The sequence below is a fragment of the Streptomyces sp. NPDC033845 genome (assembly GCF_055576225.1).
In genome coordinates, this window is the sequence record NZ_JBVIRI010000037.1 from 1 (window position 1) to 22501 (window position 22501).

The window sequence follows — 22501 nt, forward strand, 5'->3', positions numbered from 1 at the left end:
GGCCGGGGCCGATACCGTCGCGGTGGACGGAAAGCGCGCCCGCGGCTCGCGTCACGGCGCCGTCCCGGCCGTGCATCTCCTGGCCGCGATGACCGGTGAAGGCCGCACCGTCAGCCAGCTGCCCGTACCGGGCAAGACGAACGAGATCACCTGCTTCGCCGCTCTGCTCGCACCGTTCGACCTGCGCAATATCGTGGTGACCGCGAGACCGTCTACGCGATCACAGACCTGACCTCGGCCCAAGCCTGCCCGCAGCGGATCTCCTGGCCGGCCCGGTCACAATGGACCATCGAGAACCGGCTCCACCACGTCCGCGACACCACCTTCGCCGAGGACGCCTCGAAGATCCGCACCGGCCACGGACCGGCCAACCGGGCCACCCTCCGCAACCTCGCGATCAACGCACTCCGCGACGCAGGACACCGCAGCATCGCCGCTGGACTCCGCGAGGCGTCCTACGAACCATTCAACCGACCGCTCAAGCCCCTGGGCATCACCTGACCAGCACCCCAACAAGATCACCACTGCTTTGAATCAGCCCTGCTGGCGGGCCGCCCGCTCACGCAGCCGCAGAGCCCACGCGGCAACCCGCCGATGCGCCCAGCACAGACCACACCCCGGCTGAACCGCATCCCCCTGCGGCATGGCCGAGGCCGGTAACCAGCATGCGGCGTGCACGGGAGGTGCCCGTCCCGGTCAGGGTGGTTCATGTCGGCAGCAGCGACATGTATGTCGGCACCACCGACAGCTCACAGACCGCCCGCCGGGTCAAGCAGGGGACGGGAGCCCTGCCAGCGTTACCTTCGCAGGTATGAGTACCGATACCGCGTCAGCGGGCGTGGCGTTGACCTGCCCGGAATGCGTCCGGCTGCGCCAGAGCGCTCGCCAGGCTGCATGTGCAGGGGAATCCGGCCCCGGTCGTGGCACACCCGGTCCGGCCTGGGCGAGGCTGGCGCGCCATGTGGCCAACCGCCACCTCGAACTACTGCCCGGATGGGTGGAGGGCTGTGCCCGCTGTGAGGAGCTCAGCGGGGCGGTGGAAGAGGCGGCGGCCACAGGGCTGCTCGGTGCCGGGGCCGCGCAGGCCGCTGCCGAGCACCGGGCCCTGCACCTGCTCGCCGTACCGGACGCGGACGTGGCCTGACCAGCCGGGCCCGTTCTCTCTCTGCCCGTTCGGGCACTCGCGCTTGTCTGCGGGCCCGCCCCGAACGGCTGGGCCCAGCGGACATCGGCCACCTGCCGGAGACCGGAGAGGGGACAGGACAGCGTGAGAGGGCTGGCAGAGTGAAGGGACAGGAGCCGGGTGCGGGGCCCTATGCCCGCGACGGCGCGCCAGGCCCCGGGAGGGTTTCTCGGGTTGCCGTTCCCTACGGATGCAAGGCGGGGACGTCTTCCGTGCTGCCTGCTGTGCGTGTCTGCTGCTATCTTCGGCTGGCTGGTGACCTCGTGTGCCCGCTGGCTCCTGCGGGCCGTTGGAGAGGTTGACCTGGGAGCATCCTGTGCTCCTGTGAGGTTGGCTTTGGACGTGGAGGAAGATGGGTGTCGCCCCACCTGCATGGACTCCGTCACAGCCAGAGCCCGGCGAGAGGTTCGTGGAAGTGGAGCCGGGTGGGGGCTCGCGCTGGATGGCATAGGCCTGTGGGGAATCTGTTGCGGACTGCGGTGCCGTGTGTCTGGGGGCCTGCTGGTGGGGTCCGCGTGGTCTTCCAGTGCGGACGGGGTGTGGTGGGAGTGGAGGGAGTCGAACCCTCACGCCCGCGAAGGGGCACCGGTACTTGAAGCCGGGGCGTCTGCCTGTTCCGCCACACTCCCTTGCACTTCACGCTGCTGCTGCCGGCCGGGTCGGTTTCCTGATGCCAGGGGCTGTGGCTGGCCTGCTGTGCCGTGAAGCGGTGCCGCCACTGTATTCCGTTCCCGGGTGCCTGGCAGCTTCGGCGCGTACGCGGGGCGGTGGGCGCGGACAGCACGGGCTGGCGTAGTGCCGCGCGGGATAGCGATGGCCCGGTTCACGGTGGCCTCGACTCTGCGTTCCTTCGACCATGACGGTGATCCAGTGGCCGTAAGGTGTGGGTCGACGGCGGCTACCGCCAGCATCTCGTCGAGCATGCCGCGACCCTCGGCATCGACATGGAGATCACCGTCCGCAAGCCCGGGACCAGGGGTTTCACCCCGATCCCGAAGCGGTGGGCGGTCGAGAGGACCTATGGCTGGCTCATGCTCCACCGCCGCCTGGCCCGCGACTACGAAACCCTGCCCACCCGCTCCGAAGCCGTCATCCACATCGCCATGGCCGACCTCATGGCCCGCCGCCTCACCGGCGAGAACACCATCCCTGGCGCGACCCGAAGAGGACCACAGAACACCTGATTCCGGGATGAAACATCGGACGAAAACGACCTCTGCCCAGGAGATTTCCAGTCGGGAGCGGGCGTGCGACAAGCGCGGCCGGGCCCCATTCGACAGCAACGGCGAGCAGTAGCGGCTCGGAGTAATTCACCGCGGCCTCCGGCTGGCGTGGGTTCGAAGTCGCGCGCCAGGCGGCGGCTTCGCATCAGGTGGGCGAAGAGCCGCTCGAAGATCCACCTCTTGGGCAGCAGCACAAAGCCGGGCCTCGGTGCTTCGGGAGTCGAATCGCCGGGATGCGCTGCCACTTGTGGGTGCATAGACTTAACATACTTTCCGCCGTCGCGAGCCCCGGAGGATGGACTGTCAGGTCTCACAACGGCGGATTTGAGGCTCTGAAGGGATGCTTAATGAGAATCCTCTCTTTGCTAGCGGTGACTGCTGCAGGTGCTGGTATTGCAGTTACATCCTTCGCCGGGGTTTCCAGTGCCAGTACGACTGGCATGTCAGTGAAGGCCGGGTCGATAGAGGTTGGCCAAGGATGTTTTTCTGGTAACGTTTCACTTAGCCGGAAGCCGGTAGAGTGTGTTGCCACTGGCCAGCTTGGCGCATTGAACGGCGCGCGCATCACGCTCCTGAACGAGAGTGGCCATGCTGCTATTGGAAGCGCCAATGTCACTTTCGCGAACTCCTCAGGAGGAAAAGAGAGTCACGAGATAGCGAAGGGGCGCAGTATCGTCACGCCGCCTGATACAGTGGAAATTACCCTGTGGAGTAATTTCACTACTCTCAAGGTTCAGTCGATCAAGTAGGGCCGGTGGAACCGCCCCTCAGTGAGCTCTTTCAACGCGCCCAACGGTCGGGTGACACACCTTCAGCGTCCTGCAGGTCAGGCCCCTCAGAGAGTCCTCGGTCGATTCCAGACTGAAAACGCTCGGTGAGCCCCTTCCAACCTCAAATTGGGGCGTGGTGGAGGGTGAGGATTGCCTTCACGATGTCGGCGATCCGGTGGGTGCTGCAGCGCAGCTTCCGGAGGAGACGCAAGCCCTTCAGGACGGCCATGGCTTGCTCGCCGACGCAGCCGACCTTGGCGTGACTGCACCAAGCCGGCTTCCGCCAGCCCTTCACGTCGGTGAGCTCAAGGTCTTGCACCTGTTCTGACCTGCACTGGGGAGTTCTGGGTGTACGGGTCAGGGCCGGTGACCAGAGCGCTCTGGGGCAGTACGGCCGGACCCTACTGAGCCCCGGGCGTTCGCGAGAACGTCCGGGGCTGCACGCTGTCTGGCCTCCGGGAGCGTCCGGACCTTCAGCTGGGCCGCTTTGCCTCAGTCAGTGCGGCCGGGCCGATCTCGAAGGTGAAGGGCGCCTCGATGCGGGTGCTCGCCCCGGGCAGGGCGATCATCCTCTCCGTGTAGCGGCCGACGGCGAGCTCGCTGACGATCAGGCGCGGAGCGGGGTCGAACTCCAGCCGCCAGAAGTGCGGATGTCGGCCTCGGCGTAGAGTACGAGCTTGAACGTGCGGTCCATGGTCTTGTTGCCGGGCGAGACGAGCTCGACGATCAGCTGGACGGCTTCCGCGTCGATGCTGACGCCGTCCTCGGCGGTCGCGCCCGCGTCCGCGACGACGATGTCCGGCACGACCAGCCCGGACGGCAGCACCACGTTGATCGCCTGCAAGACCTCCACCGGCGTGGAGCTCCCTGGGCCGCCCGGCGAGCCGCCAGGCCGACGCTCAGCGCCGGTCCTGAAGGCGGGGCTTGTTCCTGCCCTGCCACGGTGGCACCTGCGGTCCCGCGACGGCCGGCCGGCCGTGGCGTGGACGATGGTCCCGGCCAGCCGGTCCTGGACGTACTCGCGCAGGTGGTCGTGGGCCACCAGCTTCGCCCTCTTCGGCCGCTGGGCCCGCCGCTCTGCGTGCCACTGCGCCAGCGAGGCCCGGTATTCCAGGTGGTAGCTCCGCGTCGAGGCATTGCGCCGCAGCTCCCACGAGATCGTCGAGGGCGAGCGCCCCAGACACCGTGCGATCGCACGGACCCCGAGGTTCCGGGCACGCAACAGCGCGATCTCCTCCCGCTCGGCGAACGACAAGTAGCGGCCGGAGCAAGGCACGGATTCACCCCGCCAGCATGACGAAACCACCGGGACCCCACCGCAGGCGAAACCTCGATCACGGCCGCGGCATCCACCGAACTCAGCCCCCGCGCGATCGCCGCCCAGAACCTGACCCAGTCCTCACGCCACGCAACACCCGGCCGCCCCAACGAGGGCATCAGCCCCCGATACTCCCGCACCGCCCCTGCCGAATCCCCACACCCACCGCAAACCTCCAGCTCACACAGGTGTTGCGAGGACCGATTGAATCCGCCCCGCCGCCGGGCGGTTTGCATCGGTGGTCGCGACTCTGGGAAGGAGCCGATCCGATGTCGAGGTATCCGCCGAACCGTCTGCCGCTGTCGGTGCCGAAGCGGTACTTCGAACTGCGTAGAGGTGGCCTGAAAGGGGCAGCCGCTGCCCGCCGGGTGGGCGTATCCACCAGCGCGGGTTCGCTGTGGTTCATCAAGGCTGGACGCATGCTCCTGCCCGATATGCCCATCGACGACCGCTACCTCACCCAGGACGACCGCATCGCCATCGCCGAGGGCCTGCTCGCAGGCCGAACCGCCGCGCACATCGCCGAGGAGATCGGTAAGCACCGATCAACGGTCTATCGGGAGATCTCCCGCGGCCGGGGTCCCGATGGCCGTTACAGCCCGTGGTGGTCACACAACCAGGCCATCTTGCGCCGGGCCCGCCCGAAGCCGGAGAAGCTCCGCGTCAGCCCCGCACTGCGAGAGACCATCAACGGCAAGCTGCAAGAACGCTGGTCACCGCAGCAGATCACCCGTCACCTCGCCCGCACGCAGCCCGACCGGCCCGACATGAACGTGTGTCCGGAGACGATCTACCGTGCTCTCTACAACGGACTCCTCGACAAGAGGACCGCCCGCCTGCGCACGCGCAGGACCCGCCGGAAGAAGCAGCGCCGTGGCATACCCTCCAAGAACGCCATCCCGAACATGCGACCGGTCCACACCCGCCCCCGCGAGGCCGAGGACCGAGGGCGGGCCGGGCACTGGGAGGGCGATCTGATCGTCGGCAAAAGACAGGGATCCGCCATCGGCACTCTGGTCGACCGCGCCACCCGCTACACACGGCTCATCCACCTGCCCGCCGGCTGGAAGGCCCCGCAAGTCCGCGACGCGCTCGTCGCCCAGACCGCCGGCTGGCCCGCCTCCCTCCGCCGCACGCTCACCTGGGACCAGGGCCGCGAGCTCTACCACCACGCCAAGATAGAAGAGCTGACCGGTTTCCGGATCTACTTCTGCGACCCCCACTCACCCTGGCAGCGCGGCACCAACGAGAACACGAACGGGCTGCTTCGGGAGTACTTCCCGAAGGGCACCAGCCTTGCCCGCTACACCGCTCGCGACCTCGCGCAAGTCGAACGCGAACTCAACGAACGCCCCCGCATCGTTCTCGGAGACCGCACCCCCGCCGAGGCCATGAGACGCTGGTCAAGAGAACTCGCCTACTACTGATTCGCAACGACCAGTGGAAACCGCCCCGGGTCCAGGGGCCGGTTCTGCCACTCGGCCATCCCGTCCATGACCTTGTCGGTGATCGTGGAGATCGTCTGGCGGGAGACCTCGGCGCCATAGACCTCGGCCACGTGGGCCTGGACCTCGCCGGTCGTCAGGCCCTTCGCGGACAGCGAGATGACCATCTCGTCCACGCCGGTCAGACGCTTCTGCCGCTTCTTGACGATCTTCGGCTCGAACGAGCCGTCACGGTCGCGGGGCACGGATATCTACACGGGACCGACGTCCGTCAGGACGGTCTTGGCCCGCGTTCCGTTGCGGGAGTTACCGCCGTTCTTGCCAGCTGGGTCGTGCTTGTCATAGCCGAGGTGGTCGGTGGTCTTGCCCTCCAGGGCGGACTCCAGCAGCCGCTTCGTCAGCTGCTGGAGCAGGCCGCCCTCGCCGGTCAGCTGCAAGCCCTCGGCCTGGGCACGGGAGACCAGTTCGTCGATCAGCCGGTCGTCCACCGTCTTCGACGGCGTCGGCCCAGCCGGCTCGACGTCCTCGGTCACGTTCTCACTCGTCATCGGTGCATCCTCCATGATCGGGAGTTACACCGAACGTTTTACAGTCCCTGGTCAGACGGGTAGTGCGTCGCTGATAGCGCTCCAGCACCCCTGGCACCTGCTCGCGGAAAGTCTGGCGGCACCCACGTGTGGGACACACCAGGCGCCGCACCCGTACTCGGAGTACCACCTGTCGGCCGTCGACCGGTACATCGGCCACCGTCCGCCAGTGATAGCCGTGCACCTGCCCCGACGCCACCCCGCACACCGGGCAGGCCGCAGGCTCTCTCGGAGCCCGCGCCCTCACCACGACCCGCCCGCCCTCATCGACCACATCCTCGATGACCAGCGGCGATATCCCCGAAAACACCATCTGCACAAGCTCGTTGACATCCATCACGCCAACAACAACGACCGTCACCACTCAGCGTTACCACCGAATGTGAGACAGAGCCGTTTACTGGACAGACCCCCATCGCGCCTCGTCTGGCGGAGCCCGTGAGCTTACGGCCGCGGGCCGCGCGGCCTCGGGCCCCCGCCACGAGGAGCCCGCCCGGAGGGCACCCGCGACCACCGCAGGTGACGCCCAGCTACGGCTACTGGTCCTTCTTCTGATTCTCGACGATCAGCTTCCTGAAGGCGTCCGGGGAGATGGATTCGATGCCCTTACCTGAGTTGACCGTGATCGCCGTGCCGTCGACGAGGACCGTCGGGGTGCCTTGGATGCCCTCGTCCTGAAGGGCCAGGCCCACCCGCTCCACCCAAGGCATGTAGGTGAGATCCTTGACGGCCTTGTCAAAGGCGGGAGTCCGCAGGCCCGGTACCTTGCCAGCGAGGTCCAGCAAGGTAGCGGTGGATCCGTACTCGTCGTCCGTCTCCTTCTGCGGGTGGTTCTTGAAGAGCACCTGGACGTACTCCATAAACTTCTCCGGGCTCTCGTTGACCGCCGCGCCCAGGGCGTTCAACGCCATCTTGGAGCCCTTGCCGCCGCCGAGTGCCGAGTCGAGGAAGGTGGCGAACCGGTATTCGACCTTGTATTCGCCAGCATCGGCCTGTTCCCTCACGGTAGAGCCGAGACCCTGCTCGAAGCCCGCGCAGAACGGGCAGCGCATGTCCATCCACACGGTGAGCGTGTGCTTCGCGTCCGGATTGCCGTAGGGAACGATGATCCCGTCCTTGCCCGTGGTGTGGGCGGGCTGTACATAGAGCTCTTCCGCAACCTTGCTCGTCGAACCGCTCGGAGCAGAGGAGCTCGATGCGTAGACACCCATGCCCACGGCAAGGCCGAGCACAGCAACCAGCGCCCCGCCGATCGCCAGTTTCGGCAGGCACCGCATGCGGCGGTTCGGCCTTACCTTATTCATGATTCCCATCCGGATACTGTCGGGCACGAAATCCTAAATAATCCTTAGCTATGTACTAACGTGATCCAACCCGTGCCAACCCGCCCTTCCATTGGGTGTGCCCGTCAGGCCTGGTCGAGGCCCCCCCGACGCCACCCGGCGCGACCGGCCTCGGAGCGGGGCCACCCGGAGTCTGCTCTGTGACGGCGTCCCGGACATCTGCCCTGATTCTTGCCTCGGAGGCGCTCCACGGAAATGGTCAAATTGTTTAGGATCCGTGCCGTACACCCTTTACTGCGTAAATGAGGAGCAATCCACGATGCCGTGGAAAAAGGAAATACCCTCCGGAGCCCTCCCTCGATCAGAGGACGAATTCTTCGATCCGTGTAATTTCGCCTGGCTGAAATGCTTCGCGATGTGGATCAATGAGTTTCGGCTACACCAGGAATGCATCGACATTCAAGAATTCGAAACGGCCGAGAAGGCTCGCCAAGAAATTTTCGAGACTGTGCTTCTGTCATTCCTCCCCGAGGTGACGTTCGAGGAACTTATTCTGGACTTTTCGTACGACGTAGAAATCGCCCTCACGCACGCCCACTCTCAGCAGCACGGGCAGCGGTACGGGCAGCAGGGTGGACACAGCGAGACGAAGGCGGATCGACACAGGGGTCAGGAAGCTAAGGAGCGCAGCAGGCGCCCCAGGGCAAAGGGAATAAAAGATGTTAAATTCAGCTCAGAATTCAAATGGGTAGTGGGACACGGGAGCTACCGCGAGGGGAGCGCGATGACCTTCCTACCAAAGGGGGCAAAAATTACCTTCTACCAGAACCATGGCGAAAAGATATCCAAGGCCAACACGTTGCTCGTGATACGCCACCAGGACACGGTAAAGCCGGTCCGCACATATGACGCGTCAGAATCTGCTATTTACATCCGGAATTACGGCCTGGGCGCCGATAAGCGACCAGAAGATGTAGTGGAATATCTCGCCATGGAGGATACAGGTAATTTCGCCCTGGTGGATAGGCGAATGAAGCTATGCGATGACCCTGGCCGTTGCGAACGCCGAGGGAGGCATGAATGTGGTGGACTTTTGGACGTGTACAGGGAGGTGAAAGAACTCAGGATGCTGGTATGCACCGGTATCATTGGGCAGTCCGGTAATACGCCGTACGACCTTCACCGTGCCACAAGGCTTGATAAGGGGAGCCTTGGCAAATGGTCGAAGGCGGCCAAGGCAATTTGCAAGGTGACAGCAGGAGACGATGCTCTCTTGATCAAGAAGATGGAGTCTGTTTCGACTGAGGATGCAGTCCTGCTTCAGTCAGCCTATACCCCGCTGCGGTTGGCGCTCTATGCAGCCCAAGCCCGCATTGCTTGTGCTGAAGACCCGGTCAAGTTCTATCTGAATTCGTACCTCCCCGAGAGCAGGGGCACCGGCGTGAGCACCTTGCTGAAGGCCATAAAGAGCGGAAAATCCGGCCTGGAGAAGCATATTTCCCAAGCCAGAAGGGAACTGGAGGGGTTCCACTTCCTACCGATGTCCGCAAAGCACGCCTTCTGGAAGAGATTCACGGCTGAGGAGCAGGAACGCCTGGGCCTCATCGATCCGCGCTTTAATGTATTCGGAATGGTGATCGGGTTTAGTGACGAGATCGTGGCCCGTAACGAGGATGCGATCAGGTCTGCGTCCGCGCATGTAGGAGAAGAGGCGAAGACTCTTCCACTCGCGGTGGTCGACGGATTTGTGATGGTAGGGGACTCGAGTCGTAACATCCGCGAGATGCTCGATAGCGCAAAATCTTCTACGCGATTCTCGGCAAGGCTGCGGATCCACCATCAGCGCACCCTCCTTAAGGGTCGTCAAATGGATCGAATCGTGGTTACTGGAATTCCGGCAGAGTACCGGCGAGAGGTCACTATGGCCTGCGGCTCGTATGGGGGCAGCCTCGTGTTCGAGTAGGACGCGAAAACCCGACGTTTTGTTCAGGCGGCGAGATTCAGCTCACCAGGAGGTGGTCCTGTATCGGTCCAGCTCGGGACGTGCCCAACCGCCAGAAGACGGCGGTGTCCCCGAGGCCGACCGGGAATGTGGCGAGCGCCCGGAGCCGTCGGACTTCTGCCACGGTGAATGGGACCATGGCGCCGGAACCGTTTCTGCACCCCCCTTTGCTGCCGCGCGGGCCATGACCGCGAGGTAGAACCCTGGCGGCATGGGCGGACGGACGCCCGTTCGTCTGGGTCGACGACGAGATCACCGACGCCGATCGAGACTGGGTGTCCACCCACCACCCCACCCCGACCCTCCTCCACCACATCGCATCCCCCCGCGGCCTCACCGACGAAGACTTCACCATCCTCGATCAGTGGCTACGGGCCACTTGAGGCCGCCCCCGCGGTGATCCACAGGAATTGACAATTGCTCCACGCTGATCGCAGCGGCCCGCAGACAGGGCCGAACTCTCATCGTCACTGTCATGCGCCCCAGGACACCCGGCCGGCTTTCCATCTACGAGGAGGCCCGCACCCTGCTCGACTGGGTTTTTCGCAAGCGGATGACGTCAGCAACGGGACCTCACTCGGGCAGCCCCGGCCGGTCGGTGAAGTGCGGGAGGGAGCCCAGCGGGCTCCTGCCCGGCCCATCGCGAAGAAGAACGTCGGTGCCCGATCGGGCCGGGGGTGTTGCCGCTATTGGGTCTTGCTGTGCTGATCGCGGCCGTCGTGGCCCTCACCGTGGTCAGAAGGAACTCCGCCGGCCGGTGAGCGCGAACGCCAGCGACGCTGCCAGCCCTTACGGTGAGGGTGCCGGAGCGCCGGCCACACAGATCAACGACAGACAGAGGAGAAGCCGCCATGTGGCGTGACTCCGTACGGTTCTCCTGGCCGGTCTTCACCCGCAGGGACGCCCTGCCGGGGGCGTCCGTGACCGACGCTATCCGAGATCACGCCTGGCTCGCTCTGCGCATCCAGAGTGCGGTCCGCGTCGGGATTATTATCGTCCTGTTCAGTATGAACATGACCGTCTTCCCGCCGCGCGAGAACGCGGCGGCCGCCTATACGATCATGTGGAGCTACGCGGCGGTCAACCTCTTCCTGCTCATCGCGCGATGGAACCGGCTGACGCCCCTCGCGGGAACCGTCGGGCCCATGTTCCTCGACCTCGCGGCTATCACTTCGGTGCTCTCGCTCTCGGGCGGATTCCCCAAGGACACGTCGAACTACATCACGCTCTTCGACGACCTCTACTTCCTGGTGCCGCTCCTCGCCGCCTTTCAGCTCTTCCCCTACGTCACCGCTTTGGCGGGTGCCACCGCCGCCATCGCCTATCTCGCTGCGGCGGCCTCGGCCGCTCCCCCCGACTGGGTATACCTGCTGACCCACTCGGCGTTCATCGTGATGGTGTCCCTGTGCTGCACGCTCTTCTCGGGAATCCAGCGGTCCAGAGTCTCGACCATCGCGGGTCTGGTCCAGCAACGGTCGGAGCTGCTGGGTCAGGTGATCACAGTGGAACAGGACGAGCGGCGGAAGATCTCGGAAGTCCTGCACGACGGTGCCCTGCAATGTGTCCTGGCGGCCAGGCTGGACGCGGACGAGATCGGGCAGTCGGCGACGGAGCCCGTCGTCGAGCCCCTGGCCAGGCTGGAGACCGCCCTCGACGACGCGGTCCGGCACCTCCGCTCGTCCGTGACCGAGTTGCATCCCGACCAGGTCCGGGCGGCCGGGCTGGAGCATGCCCTTCGCCCGCTCTGCGAGGAAGCCGCGGCCCGGGGCGGATTCAAGGTCGGTATCTCCTGCCGCATTGCCGGCCCCACCCCGGTCGACGAACTGATCTTCCGTGCCGCCGCCGAGTTCCTTTCCAATGTCGTCAGACACGCGCGGGCAGACCAGGTCGAGGTACGGGTGGAGTCGACCGGGGACCGGATGAAGCTGGCCGTCACCGACGACGGCAGGGGCTTCACCCCGGGGGAGCTGGCCGCGAAGACAGCAGAAGGCCATATCGGCGTGTCCTCGCAGCGCGTCCGGATCGAGGCGATGGGCGGCCGGTTCACTCTGGAGAACGTCTCCCCGCACGGAACGGCCGCGGTCATCGAGATCCCGCTCCGCCCGGGACCCTCCGGCGCATGAGGCGACGCACCTCGCGCCCCCCGACGCCCGGACTACGTCGCGGCGGAAGGGCCTGCCGAGGCGAGGCGCAGCGCGGTCTCTTCGAGACCCACGGCATGCGACCCCTTGAGCAGGACGATGTCCCCGTCGCGGACCTGCGCGCTGAGAAGTGCGAGCGCTGCTGTCCGGTCGGGTACCAGAGTGGCGGAGGCGCCCGCCTCCGAGGCCCCACGGGAGATGAGCGCGGCATCGCCGCCTCCGACGGCGATGACATCGTGCACACCTGCCTGGGCGGCCCGGCAGCCGAGTACGAGGTGATGAAGCGGAGAATTCTGGCCCAGTTCCCGCATCTCTCCGAGTACCGCGACGGTGCGACGCCCGCCAGCCATGGCGACAAGGGCCGAGAGCGCAGCGCGCATGGAGTCGGGATTGGCGTTGAAGGCGTCGTTGACGACCGTCACGTCGTCGGCACGTCGGATCACCTGCATCCGTCCGGGCGCGAGCGGCTCGGCCCGAGACAGAGCATCGGCGACCCGGCACAAGGGCATGCCGATCCCCATGGCGACGGCTGCCGTGGCGACCGCGTTGGAGACGTGGTGTGCACCGTGTGGACGCATTCGGACCCGGGCTTCCTCGCCGCGGTGGCAGAGCGTGAACGAGGCGTGGCCGTGAGCGTCCACCTCCACCGCGGTAGCCCGCACGTCACCCTTGTTGAGGCCGAAGGTGACTACTCGGGCCGCCGTGCGGTGCCGCATAGCCACGACCCTGGTGTCATCGGCGTTCAAAACGGCCAGGCCGCTCCCGGGCAGAGCCTCTACGAGTTCGCCCTTGGCGGCTCCGATCGCCTTCCTGTCACCGAACTCGCCGATGTGCGCTGTGCCCACGTTGGTGACCACCCCGATCTCGGGCGGGGCGATTCCGGTCAGGTAGGCGATCTCGCCGTAACCCCGCGCACCCATCTCCAATACCAGGAACCGGGTCGCTTCGTCGGCCCCCAGCACGCTCAGCGGCAACCCGATCTCGTTGTTGTACGACAGCGGGGTGGCGACGGTGACGTCCTCGGTGGCTAGCACCTGGGCGAGCAGGTCCTTGGTGCTGGTCTTTCCCGATGACCCGGTCACCGCGATCACTCGCGCCGCGGGCAGCCGGGCCAGCATCTGACGAGCCAGGATCGCCAGAGCCCGGCGTGTGTCCGGTACGAGGACGGCCGCAACACCCACCGGGTGCTCGGCCAGCACGCAGGTCGCGCCGGCGGCGACGGCGGCCCGCGCGAAGCGGTGTCCGTCGGTGTGCTCGCCGGGCAGTGCGACGAACAGCGAGCCCGGTTCCGCCCGGCGGGAGTCGATCACCACAGAGGAGGAAACCACCGCGCGGGCATCGTCGGTGTCACACAGCGTTCCGCCCACGGCCCGGGCGATTTCCTGCAAGGACATGCGAATCATGGGGGCCTCGGAATCCTGGCGCCCGGTGCGGTCGGACGCGGGGTTCACCAGCCGGGGGCCACGGCTGATGTCGGGAAAGGGGTACGCGCCCCGCCAGGAGGGTGTTTCGGCGAGGCGCGGTCGGGCCCGCTCAGCGGGCGGCCCAGGTCGAGGGGTTCAGCTCAGGCAGCCACTGCGGTCCGGCGCCCGCCGTTGTGGCCGGCGGCGACCGGTGCGGGCCGTCCGTCCTTCCTGCGGAGGACCGGGAGGCCCGTGGAGGAGCCGCCGGTGCAGGGACGCACGTCCGCCGCGACCGCTTCCGACTTGGCGCGCAAGGCGTTCCAGCAAGGCTGACAGGGCGGGATCTTCTCGCGCCGGTGAATGGCGTAGCCCTGGGCTGTTCCGCAGGCGCCTGTCCACTCCGGTTCGGCGTGGGGCGAGTCGATTGCGTCGTCTTCCCAGCACGAGGGCGGGGCGTAGCCATTCTTGCGGGCCCGCGACTTGGCGGTGCTGACCTGCCAGGCGCTGCGGCCTACTTCGCGAGGGTCGATGCTCTGGTAGCGGTCGTACAGGGCCGCGACGCGACGTGCCGTTCCGGCATAAACGAACCGGCGGCCTCGGTTGCTCAGCATCAGGCACCCGAGATTGCCTGCGGAGATCCCAAGCTGTGCGGACATCCACACGCAGTCGTAGCCCATGGCATTGAGTGCCTGGAGACGGCGGCGGGTACCGAGGGGGGGCAGGTGCGAGCCGGCCCGAACCTCTTCCGGCGGCGCTTCCGGCTCAAGCGCGACGAGCTTTGCGAGTGTGGACCGCAGTAGGCACGAGACGGGTACCCGCTGGCCCTGGACCACCCGGTAGCCATGGATCAGGTGCATGATCGTGTCGCGGCTGGTCCCGCTCTGCGCCGCCATGGCCTGGGCGGTCATCCCGTGCGTGTAATAGAGGCGCCGGACGTTCTTCTGGGCGTCGGCGATATCGGTGCTACGGGAGGGGGTGCCGCGGTGGGCCAGGTACCGGCGCCGCTTGGCGTTGCGCCTAGCCGTGGCGCTCTCCTCCTGGGTCATCTCGCCCCGGGGCGTGTACTTGGACAGCGAACTCACCCTTTCGCATCGTGACCACAGGAGGGTCGTGACTTCCGAGCGCCGAGTGCGTCGGTGTCTTCAGCGTAGGGAGTAGGCAAGATGTCGCCACTCCACCGATCAGAGGGTCCTGGCGGGGGAGGGGGCACCGTCCTCGCGGGCGTCCGGCGGGCCCGAGGGCGGTCAGTCGAGGGAGGCCGCGATGCGGGCCACTCGGCCCCGAACGCAGTACCAGCCGAGCACTAGGGCCGCGCCGATGACCGGGATCAGCCCGACAGTCCAGCGGCCCACACCGCCGTCGCACCACATCAGCACCAGCACGACGAGGAGGAAGACCAGGGTCACGATCTGCGTGTACGGAGCCCAGGGCAGACGGTAGGCGGGGCGTGCCACTCCGCCCTGCTGCGCGCGGCGCCAGAAGAAGAGTGAACAGAGCATGACCATCGCCCAGGTGCCGAGGACGCCCAGGGCGGCGAGGTTGAGCACGATCTCGAAGGCGTCGCCCGGCATGACCTTGTTCAGGACCACCCCACCGAGGCCGAAGGACGCGGTGAGGAGGACTCCGCCGTATGGAACCTTGCCCTTGTTCATGCGGGCGGTGAACTTGGGAGCCGAGCCTGCCACCGCCATGGAGCGCAGGATGCGGCCGGTGGAGTAGAGCCCCGAGTTCAGCGAGGACAGCGCCGCGGTGAGAACCACAAGGTTCATCATCGCGGCGGTGCCCGGGGTGCCGAGCTTGTCGAAGACCGTGACGAAAGGGCTCTGATCCGCGGAGTAAGCGGTGTAGGGCAGCAGCAGGGCCAGCAGGATCACCGAGCCGACGTAGAAGATACCTACCCGCCACATGATCGAGTTGATGGCCTTCGGCATGATCTTCGCGGGATTGGCGGTCTCGCCGGCCGCGACGCCGCACAACTCCACGGAGGCATAGGCGAAGACCACGCCCTGGATCACCAGGAGCATCGGTAGGACACCGGCCGGGAAGAGCCCGCCGTTGCCGCCGATGGTGGAGAAGCCCGGTACATGCCCGTCGATGGGGTGGCGGGTGGCCACCAGGTAGATGCCGACGAGCATGAAGACGACGAGGGCACCGACTTTCACAATGGAGAACCAGAATTCCATCTCACCGAAGTACTTCACCGAAATCAGGTTGGCGGTGAGGACCACGCACAGGGCGACCAGCGCGAGGATCCACTGCGGGATATCGCTGAACATGGCCCAGAAGTGCGCGTAGGTGGCCACGGCGGTGATGTCGGCCACGGTGGTCGTGGACCAGTTCAGGAAGTACAGCCAGCCCGCGGTGTAGGCACCCTTCTCGCCCATGAACTCGCGCGCGTAGGAGACGAAGGCCCCGGAAGAAGGTCGGTACAGGACGAGTTCGCCGAGGGCCCGCACGACGAAGAAAGCGAAGACACCGCAGACCGCGTAGGCGATGGCCAGCGAGGGGCCTGCCCCTGCAAGCCGGCCGCCCGCGCCGAGGAAGAGGCCCGTGCCTATCGCCCCGCCGATGGCGATCATGTTGACGTGGCGGGCCTTCAGGTCCTTGCTGTAGCCCTCGTCTCCGGCGTCGACATGGACGCTCTGCATTGACGGAGACGCTGACGGAGGCGGGACGGTGGAGGCCTTCGCCAGAGTGCGGTCGCTCATGCTGTGTCTTCGCCTTCACGCGTTCGGTGGTGTGGGCAGACCCGGCCGCTCGAGGTATTCCTCTGACGCGGCCCGGGCTTTCGATCACTCCAGGAGACCATATGGTTCGCGAGAGCAACAACAACCTTAAAGATCCCCCCCCTTCCGGTAATGGCGGCACTAGCTGAGAGGTCGTTTTCGTTCGATGTTTCATCCCGGAATCGGGTGTTCTGTGGTCCTCTCGGGTCGCGCTAGGGATGGTGTTCTCGCCGGTGAGGCGGCGGGCCATGAGGTCGGCCATGGCGATGTGGATGACGGCTTCGGAGCGGGTGGGCAGGGTTTCGTAGTCGCGGGCCAGGCGGCGGTGGAGCATGAGCCAGCCATAGGTCCTCTCGACCGCCCACCGCTTCGGGATCGGGGTGAAGCCCCTGGTTCCGGGCTTGCGGGCGGTGATCTTCATGTCGATGCCGAGGGTCGCGGCATGCTCGACGAGATGCTGGCGGTAGCCGCCGTCGCCCCACACCTTACGAATGGCGGGATGGTCGGAGGCGACCTGGTCGAGCAGTGCGGTGCCGGCCACCGAGTCCTGGACGCTCGCCGCGGTGACCAGCACGGCGAGGAGCAGGCCGAGCGTGTCGGTCACGATGTTCCGCTTCCTGCCGACGATCTTCTTTCCGGCATCGATGCCCTGGCCGGAGGCATGAACGCTGGTGGAGGTCTTGACGCTCTGGGCGTCGATCACGCAGGCCGAGGGCTCGGCGTCCCGTCCTTCCTTCTCCCGCAGGAGCTGCCTGAGCAGGCCGTTGAGCTGCGCGAACACGCCGTCGTCCGCCCACTTGGCGAAGTAGCCGTAGACCGTGTTCCAGTGTGGGAAGTCGTGCGGGAGGTAGCGCCACTGGACCCCGGTCCGGTCGACGTACAAGATCGCGTCCATGATGTCGCGCAGGTCGTGCTCGGGCGGCTGGCCGAAGTCCAGAACCCTGCCCCGGCGCTCGAAAGGGTCTGCCGCAAAAGAGGGTGTCACGGCCGGCGGCGTGCGGCGGGGTCGCGTTCGGCGACGTGTCGGGCGTCGACGCCGGGGCGGGCGTAGCGCTCCAGTGAGCGGACGGATGCGTGGCGGGAGCGGGCCAGCAGCATCGGGGTGGACGTGCCGTCCTCGGTGTCGCGAGTGAGGGTGCTGTGGCGGAGCCGGTGGAGTGTCCAGCCGTCCAGGTCTTCGATGTCGTCGGGTGAGGCGAGGGGGTTGGCCAGCAGTCGGGTGTTCTCCTCGAAGATCTCCTCAGCGCGGCGGTAGGAGAGCCGGGCCCGGCCGGTCTCCGGGCACACGTCGAGCGTCGGCGTCCCGGCCGGGGCCTTGCGGTCGGTGAGGAACAGGGGGCCGTGGGCGCGGCGGGCGATGAGGCGGGGCAGGAGCTGGGCGATGCCGGACTGCCAGTGGATCCACTCCGTGGCACCGCACTTGGCGGTGATCTTCCCGCGCTTGTCCTGCGGGTACAGGTCTTCCACGTTCAGGCACAGCACCTCGTCGGCGCGGGCCGCCGACTCGTGCAGCATCTTCCAGAACGTCTTCTCCCGCAGGGCGACGTCCAGGCGCCACAGTGCGGCGATCTGGTTCTTGGCCAGGGCCTTGGTGCGGTCCGGCGGCGCCGGCCGCCGTTCGATGCCGATCGTCGGGTCCACGGCGATCCAGCCCTGGCGCTGCCACCAGCCGGTCGCCTTGCGCGCGATGGACAGCTCCCGGTTGACGGTATCGGCGTCCATCTCGTCCGCCCGCGCCGCCGCCAGCTCGGCCAGCACTTCCGGCAGCGCCGGGTCGTCGATCGCGGCGACAGGGAAGACGGGCGGCTTCGCGCCCCGAGGGGCGGGCCCGGTCGGCGCAGGTTCACCGGTGAGCATCCATCCCCACGTCGTCAGCGAGATCCGGTAGATCCTCGCGGAGGATTCGCGATGCCCGCACCGGTGAGGTACCGCTCGACCGCCGCGGTGTACGACGCGGGAGGGGCGGAAAGGGGCCTTGACCCCGGATTTTGAACACATCTATGCGGCCTGAGCCGGGGTAGTTGCTGCTGTTTGGAGGGCGTTCTCGTAGGCGATCGGGGATTGCTGGCCGAGGCGCGAGTGCCGACGTCGGGTGTTGTATCGGGTCAGCCAGCGGAAGGCGTCGAGTCTGGCCTCGCGCTCGCTCGGCCAGGCTTTGCGGCCTTTGAGTGTCTCTCTCTTGAAGGCGGCGTTGAAGCTTTCCGCGGCTGCGTTGTCCGCGCTGGAGCCGATCGCGCCCATGCTCTGCCGGACCCCTGCTGACCTGCAGATTTCAGCGAATGCCCTGCTCGAATATTGAGATCCGTGGTCCGTGCCCGGGCGCGCTGCAGGCGGAGCGCACCCTTACTCCCGAGCTCGGCCATCTGTTCGATCGACACGTCTGTCCCGCCCTTCCGGCACCGCCGCAGTAAATGCGTACACCTCACTCCGGCTGCAGGTCGCATTGATCACCGTAGAGGGCCTGCCGCAGTAAATCCGTTATGGACCGCGACAGATACGCCCCTGAAGGGGAGTGGGGATCCACCGTCGTGGGGGCCGGTTGGTGGAGTGGTTTTCAGCCCAATCTGACTGAAAGTGGAGGTTCGGATGGTCGTTACAGGTGCTGGGAGAGCTCGACGTGAACCACGTGTCTCAGTGCGGCTTCCTCAAGATGTCCGCAACATGCTGTGGCCAGAGGCGACCCATGCCAGGGCCCGTACGTTCAATCTCCGACCGGTCTGCAGTGGAGATGTCAGATCGGCACACCCGCGACACGCCACCGGCCGAGCGCGTCCCCGATAGCTGGCCCGAGAAGCTGGAGCGATTCGGTCGCCTGGCCGCGCCGGCGTTCGCTGTGTACGTGTCGAGCATGGTCGCCCACCTGGTCCTGCTGGCCTTGATGAGCGGACCCGGCAGCCCCGGCCTGCTGGACCGGCTCCTCGCCTGGGATGGGCACCTGTACACCGGCATCGCGGCGCACGGATACCCGGACAGCTTCACCTACGGTGCCGACGGGAAGCTGACCGGGAACAACCTCGCATTCTTCCCGCTGTTCCCCCTGCTGAGCCGCATCGTCCACACGCTCACCGGCCTGGACGTCGGCATCGCCGCCATCGTCACCGCGCACCTGGCGATGATCGCTGCCCTGATCGCCGTCCAGCAGCTGATGACCAGGCTCTACGGCAGACGGACAGCCATAGTCGCCATCGTGCTGCTGGCAGCGGCGCAGCCCATGGCGCTGGCCTTCTTCATGGCCTACAGCGAATCCCTCTTCCTCGCACTGTGCGCGGGAGCCCTGCTGGCGGCGCACCGCAAGGCGTGGCTCACGGCCGGCGCCCTTGCCCTCCTGGCCGGCCTTACCCGCCCGGCAGCCGTTTCCATCGCCGCAGCTATCACTGTTGCCGTGGCCATGCATCTCTACCGTGAGCGACGGCTCGCATGGCGCCCCCTAACCGCGGTTGCCCTAGCCTGCATCTCCACGCCCGCCTACCTGTGGTGGGTGGGCAACCGCCTTCACCGGCTGGACGCCTGGTTCCTCATCCAGGAAGCCGGCTGGGGCACCCATTGGGACAACGGCCGGACCTATCTCGACTTCCTCCGTACAACCCTGACGAGCGGCGACGGATGGGTCGCCGTCAGCACCGCCGTCCTCACCCTCGGCCTTCTCAGCGCCACCGTTATCGCATGCCGCCGCACCACCTGGCTCCCGCTTCTCGTCTACGGGTGCGCCCTGGTCGTACTCACCCTCGGGCAGAGCAACTTCTACCACTCCAAGCTCCGCCTGCTGATACCCGCGCTGGTCTTCCTCGTCCCCCTTGCCCGCGCCATCAGCAAGGCCACCAACCGGACCGCCGTCATCACCCTCGGCGCGGCCGCCCTGTTCGGCTGCTGGTACGGCGCCTACATGCTCACCACCTGGCATTACGCCATCTGACAGCCAAGGATCAGGCGTCATTCGCCTTGCTCTATACAAGGGCCTCCACAGGCGGGGGCCTCCCCCTGAGTGGTGGACACGCTGATTCTGGATCTGCTTGATCCGGAGGAAGCGAGAAGACCGCCGATGGCGCTGAAGGACCATTCGGACGAGTTCAAGTCCGACGCTGTGGCCCTGTACGAGTCCACACCCGGGGCGACGTACAAGAGCATCGCCGTTGACCTGGGCGTCAACCGGGCGACCCTGCGGGAGTGGGTGCTGCGGGACCGCGAACGCCGTGGCGTCACCGCTGCGGGTGCGAAGCCGGCCGCCGCCCAGCGGGCGGTGGTGCCGGCCGCTGATCCGGACGAGCGGGTCCGGCGGCTGGAGGCTCGCGTGGCGGAACTCGAGGCGAGTGAGCGCAAGCTCGCCACCGAGCCCGGGCGCAAGCTCATGGGCGACATCACGTATCTCCCGCTCCAGGGCGGGAAGTTCCTCTATCTCGCGACGGTACTGGACTGCTTCAGCAGCAAGGTCGTCGGCTGGTCCATCGCCGGCCACATGCGCACGGACCTGGTCTCCGACGCTCTGAGGATGGCCGCCTCAACCCGCGGCTCGCTGGACGGGGCGGTGTTCCACTCCGATCACGGGGCCCAGTACGGATCCCGCGCCTACGCCAGCCTCTGCGACCAGCTCGGGGTCACCCGGTCGATGGGCGCGGTCGGCACCAGCGCCGACAACGCCGCCTGCGAAAGCTTCCACGCCTCACTGAAAACGCGAGACCCTCCAAGGCGCCCACGACTACGGCGACGCCACCACCTGCCGCCGCACCGTCTTCGCCGGGCTCACCCGCTACCACACCCACCGCCGACACTCCACCAACGGCCACCTCAGCCCGACGCCTACGAACGCCGACACCACACCGCTAAACTCACACTCGCCGCGTGAGCAATAACCGCGCCCACCTTCATGGGGGAAGGCCCGGTGAGTGAGGGAGCGCGGGCAGCCAGGTGTGTGATCACGCTGTGTACATAGGTGTGGGGCGTGCTCTCGCTAATCCTGAACCCGGCCGCGATCTGGGCGAGGGTGTCGTGCCTTGCGCAGATACACGAGTGTGATCAGGACCCGCTGAGAGGCAGGCAGCTTGCACCGTCGGTCACCCTCCCGGGTGACGATCAGCATCGCCACCCACACCACGAGGGCATGCGGAAGGTTCAGCGCGGCTGAATAGGTGACCAACAAGGCTCCCTGGCAAACGAGTTGAGACGTGAGACATATCGCTCACCGTCCGGGAGCCTCGCCCGCTACGAGCCCCTGCCCGTCACCCGATCGATGGCCAACTCGAAGAAGCTCACTCGCAGGCCGCGTCACGTCCGGTCATCGCGTACGCCGAATCTGCCATCGCTGCCGCACCTCTGATGAGGGTGCCCTAATCCTACCTTAGGGTTTTCCGATGTAGAAATGATACCTAAATAAGAAAGCGCAAGTGATGGAATATCGTATTGCTGCGACCTTGGAGGGTGACCGTGCGACTCAGGAAGCGAAGCTTGAGCCAGATTTTGGCCACCGTAAAGCCTCGAGACCTTGCGGTAGAGGCGATGGAGAGAGGTGTCGCAGATGTTCCGGGGGTCAGCAAGGTTACCGTCCGGAACAACCTGAAAGAATCCATCGTCCTCGACTGGTCGATTCAAAACGATGGGATTTGGGTAGTTTCCCCCGGCATAGCACACAAAACAAAAATTGAATCGGGAGAAGAGGACACATGGTCCTTCCAGCTTCACGGAGATCCACTCGACGGGCTCGAGGGCCCGATGGTCGAGTACAAGGTGGCCGGTACGACTGACGAACTTATCCATGTCGTCACGCCGAGTTTCAGGAACTCCACGACGAAGTGCTTCGTGGGCACGGCCAGAAGGTGCGTTGTACGACTGGAAACGTCCGATGGTGGACCCACGACCGTAATCACGATCGCCGACAGACCCGCTGCCTGACCGGTTTCGCTCTGAACCGGACTATGAGGACGCAGTTCGACTCCGTCGGACCGCGGGAACACGGACGGGCTGCCACGCATCGCTTACAGGGGGATTGCTCATACCCATCGAGCAGGTTCTACGCTGCGGGAATGCGACGGTCGAAGTCCACTTCAGCGTCGGTGAGTTGCATTGACTGGTCCGGCTACTCACTCGAGAAGCGGGCGGTGACAGATCTCAGGGCGCCGAAGTCGTCGACGGTTCGTCGCGCCACTGCCTCCACCGCCCAGGTCGACTCGGGCACGGCGAAGGCACGGGCGTTCAGTCGTCGTTGCGATCAGCGGGGGTTCTGTACTGGATGCGGCCAAGGCTGTATCGCTGCAAGCCCTTAGAGGTCGTTTTCACCTGTCTCAGCGGTGTATCTGCCGATTTCTGGGGTGCGGGATCGTGGTGCCTGTGAGGGTGAGAAGGTGGTCGATGTCTCTGGGGCGCGTGATGTGGCCGATGGGATGGAAGGCGACCTGTTCCTGTCTCATCCCAGGATGTCGGGCTGTGGCT

13 protein-coding genes, 1 tRNA gene and 14 pseudogenes are annotated in these 22501 nt (G+C 66.1%); 12 read left to right on the top strand and 16 right to left on the bottom strand.

The genetic code is table 11. From position 1 onward, the window contains the following. Window positions 1-232, top strand: a pseudogene (locus tag ACZ50K_RS35695) (hypothetical protein); the annotation flags it as partial. Between the two features lie 729 nt (window positions 233-961). After that, window positions 962-1144, top strand: coding sequence for a hypothetical protein (locus tag ACZ50K_RS35700; protein ID WP_468911232.1), 183 nt, complete (start codon window positions 962-964; stop codon window positions 1142-1144). A gap of 579 nt (window positions 1145-1723) precedes the next feature. Here ACZ50K_RS35700 and ACZ50K_RS35705 read toward each other — a convergent pair. Continuing rightward, window positions 1724-1812 (bottom strand) — tRNA-Leu (locus ACZ50K_RS35705). Between the two features lie 246 nt (window positions 1813-2058). Between ACZ50K_RS35705 and ACZ50K_RS35710 the strand changes: the two are divergent. Continuing rightward, a pseudogene (locus ACZ50K_RS35710) lies at window positions 2059-2378 on the top strand (transposase); the annotation flags it as partial. Window positions 2379-2510: 132 nt separating this feature from the next. On the opposite strand, the pseudogene ACZ50K_RS35715 reads toward ACZ50K_RS35710, so the two are convergent. Then, a pseudogene (locus tag ACZ50K_RS35715) lies at window positions 2511-2624 on the bottom strand (IS5/IS1182 family transposase); the annotation flags it as partial. Window positions 2625-2753: 129 nt separating this feature from the next. Between ACZ50K_RS35715 and ACZ50K_RS35720 the strand changes: the two are divergent. After that, complete coding sequence (locus ACZ50K_RS35720) at window positions 2754-3155, top strand: hypothetical protein (protein ID WP_468911235.1); 402 nt, start codon at window positions 2754-2756, stop codon at window positions 3153-3155. Window positions 3156-3297: 142 nt separating this feature from the next. On the opposite strand, the pseudogene ACZ50K_RS35725 reads toward ACZ50K_RS35720, so the two are convergent. The 3 genes and pseudogenes from ACZ50K_RS35725 to ACZ50K_RS35735 form a co-directional block, all read right to left on the bottom strand. Beyond that, window positions 3298-3441, bottom strand: a pseudogene (locus ACZ50K_RS35725) (IS5/IS1182 family transposase); the annotation flags it as partial. Between the two features lie 342 nt (window positions 3442-3783). Beyond that, window positions 3784-4029 carry a hypothetical protein gene (locus ACZ50K_RS35730; RefSeq protein ID WP_468911238.1) on the bottom strand — a complete coding sequence of 82 codons (246 nt, stop codon included), beginning with the start codon at window positions 4027-4029 and terminating at the stop codon, window positions 3784-3786. Between the two features lie 52 nt (window positions 4030-4081). Beyond that, window positions 4082-4613 (bottom strand): annotated as a pseudogene (locus ACZ50K_RS35735) (transposase); the annotation flags it as partial. 150 nt (window positions 4614-4763) lie between these two features. Between ACZ50K_RS35735 and ACZ50K_RS35740 the strand changes: the two are divergent. Further along, window positions 4764-5921, top strand: a complete 1158-nt coding sequence (locus ACZ50K_RS35740; protein WP_468911241.1) for an IS30 family transposase — start codon at window positions 4764-4766, stop codon at window positions 5919-5921. Here ACZ50K_RS35740 and ACZ50K_RS35745 read toward each other — a convergent pair. The 3 genes and pseudogenes from ACZ50K_RS35745 to ACZ50K_RS35755 form a co-directional block, all read right to left on the bottom strand. After that, window positions 5915-6487: pseudogene (locus tag ACZ50K_RS35745) on the bottom strand (transposase). The gene ACZ50K_RS35740 and the pseudogene ACZ50K_RS35745 sit on opposite strands and share 7 nt — an antisense overlap. A 37-nt stretch (window positions 6488-6524) precedes the next feature. Next, window positions 6525-6863 (bottom strand): annotated as a pseudogene (locus ACZ50K_RS35750) (transposase family protein); the annotation flags it as partial. Window positions 6864-7062: 199 nt separating this feature from the next. Beyond that, on the bottom strand, window positions 7063-7857 hold the full coding sequence (locus ACZ50K_RS35755; protein WP_468911244.1) for a thioredoxin domain-containing protein: 795 nt from the start codon (window positions 7855-7857) through the stop codon (window positions 7063-7065). A 229-nt stretch (window positions 7858-8086) separates the two neighbouring features. On the opposite strand from ACZ50K_RS35755, the gene ACZ50K_RS35760 reads away from it, so the two are divergent. Next, window positions 8087-9772: a putative adhesin gene (locus tag ACZ50K_RS35760; RefSeq protein ID WP_468911246.1), complete on the top strand. Its 1686-nt coding sequence runs from the start codon at window positions 8087-8089 to the stop codon at window positions 9770-9772. 42 nt (window positions 9773-9814) lie between these two features. On the opposite strand, the pseudogene ACZ50K_RS35765 reads toward ACZ50K_RS35760, so the two are convergent. Continuing rightward, window positions 9815-10009: pseudogene (locus ACZ50K_RS35765) on the bottom strand (hypothetical protein); the annotation flags it as partial. On the opposite strand from ACZ50K_RS35765, the pseudogene ACZ50K_RS35770 reads away from it, so the two are divergent. Together ACZ50K_RS35770 and ACZ50K_RS35775 are read left to right on the top strand one after the other, a co-directional pair. Next, window positions 10009-10194, top strand: a pseudogene (locus ACZ50K_RS35770) (HAD domain-containing protein); the annotation flags it as partial. The pseudogenes ACZ50K_RS35765 and ACZ50K_RS35770 sit on opposite strands and share 1 nt — an antisense overlap. Window positions 10195-10662: 468 nt before the next feature. Then, entirely contained in the window at window positions 10663-11934 is a 1272-nt protein-coding gene (locus ACZ50K_RS35775) for a sensor histidine kinase (RefSeq protein ID WP_468911249.1), read from the top strand. A gap of 32 nt (window positions 11935-11966) precedes the next feature. On the opposite strand, the gene ACZ50K_RS35780 is transcribed toward ACZ50K_RS35775, so the two are convergent. From ACZ50K_RS35780 to ACZ50K_RS35805, 6 genes and pseudogenes are all read right to left on the bottom strand, one after another. Next, window positions 11967-13355 (bottom strand): UDP-N-acetylmuramoyl-tripeptide--D-alanyl-D-alanine ligase, encoded by a 1389-nt coding sequence (locus ACZ50K_RS35780; protein WP_468911252.1) that lies wholly within the window; start codon window positions 13353-13355, stop codon window positions 11967-11969. A gap of 161 nt (window positions 13356-13516) precedes the next feature. Then, window positions 13517-14437, bottom strand: coding sequence for a hypothetical protein (locus tag ACZ50K_RS35785; protein WP_468911255.1), 921 nt, complete (start codon window positions 14435-14437; stop codon window positions 13517-13519). Between the two features lie 162 nt (window positions 14438-14599). Beyond that, window positions 14600-16063: an amino acid permease gene (locus ACZ50K_RS35790; RefSeq protein WP_468911258.1), complete on the bottom strand. Its 1464-nt coding sequence runs from the start codon at window positions 16061-16063 to the stop codon at window positions 14600-14602. Between the two features lie 238 nt (window positions 16064-16301). Next, a pseudogene (locus ACZ50K_RS35795) lies at window positions 16302-17066 on the bottom strand (IS5 family transposase); the annotation flags it as partial. Beyond that, window positions 17063-17938, bottom strand: a complete 876-nt coding sequence (locus ACZ50K_RS35800) for a tyrosine-type recombinase/integrase (protein ID WP_468911260.1) — start codon at window positions 17936-17938, stop codon at window positions 17063-17065. The gene ACZ50K_RS35800 and the pseudogene ACZ50K_RS35795, both read right to left, overlap by 4 nt. Window positions 17939-18079: 141 nt before the next feature. Then, window positions 18080-18394 (bottom strand): annotated as a pseudogene (locus ACZ50K_RS35805) (transposase); the annotation flags it as partial. 535 nt (window positions 18395-18929) lie between these two features. On the opposite strand from ACZ50K_RS35805, the gene ACZ50K_RS35810 reads away from it, so the two are divergent. The 3 genes and pseudogenes from ACZ50K_RS35810 to ACZ50K_RS35820 all read left to right on the top strand — a co-directional run. Beyond that, window positions 18930-19994, top strand: a complete 1065-nt coding sequence (locus ACZ50K_RS35810) for a hypothetical protein (protein ID WP_468911264.1) — start codon at window positions 18930-18932, stop codon at window positions 19992-19994. A 126-nt stretch (window positions 19995-20120) separates the two neighbouring features. Then, window positions 20121-20312: pseudogene (locus ACZ50K_RS35815) on the top strand (transposase); the annotation flags it as partial. A 90-nt stretch (window positions 20313-20402) separates the two neighbouring features. Next, a pseudogene (locus tag ACZ50K_RS35820) lies at window positions 20403-20928 on the top strand (IS3 family transposase); the annotation flags it as partial. 31 nt (window positions 20929-20959) lie between these two features. Here ACZ50K_RS35820 and ACZ50K_RS35825 read toward each other — a convergent pair. Beyond that, a pseudogene (locus ACZ50K_RS35825) lies at window positions 20960-21212 on the bottom strand (helix-turn-helix domain-containing protein); the annotation flags it as partial. A gap of 308 nt (window positions 21213-21520) precedes the next feature. Here ACZ50K_RS35825 and ACZ50K_RS35830 point away from each other — a divergent pair. After that, window positions 21521-21964, top strand: coding sequence for a hypothetical protein (locus tag ACZ50K_RS35830; RefSeq protein ID WP_468911263.1), 444 nt, complete (start codon window positions 21521-21523; stop codon window positions 21962-21964). Window positions 21965-22501 lie beyond the last annotated feature (537 nt).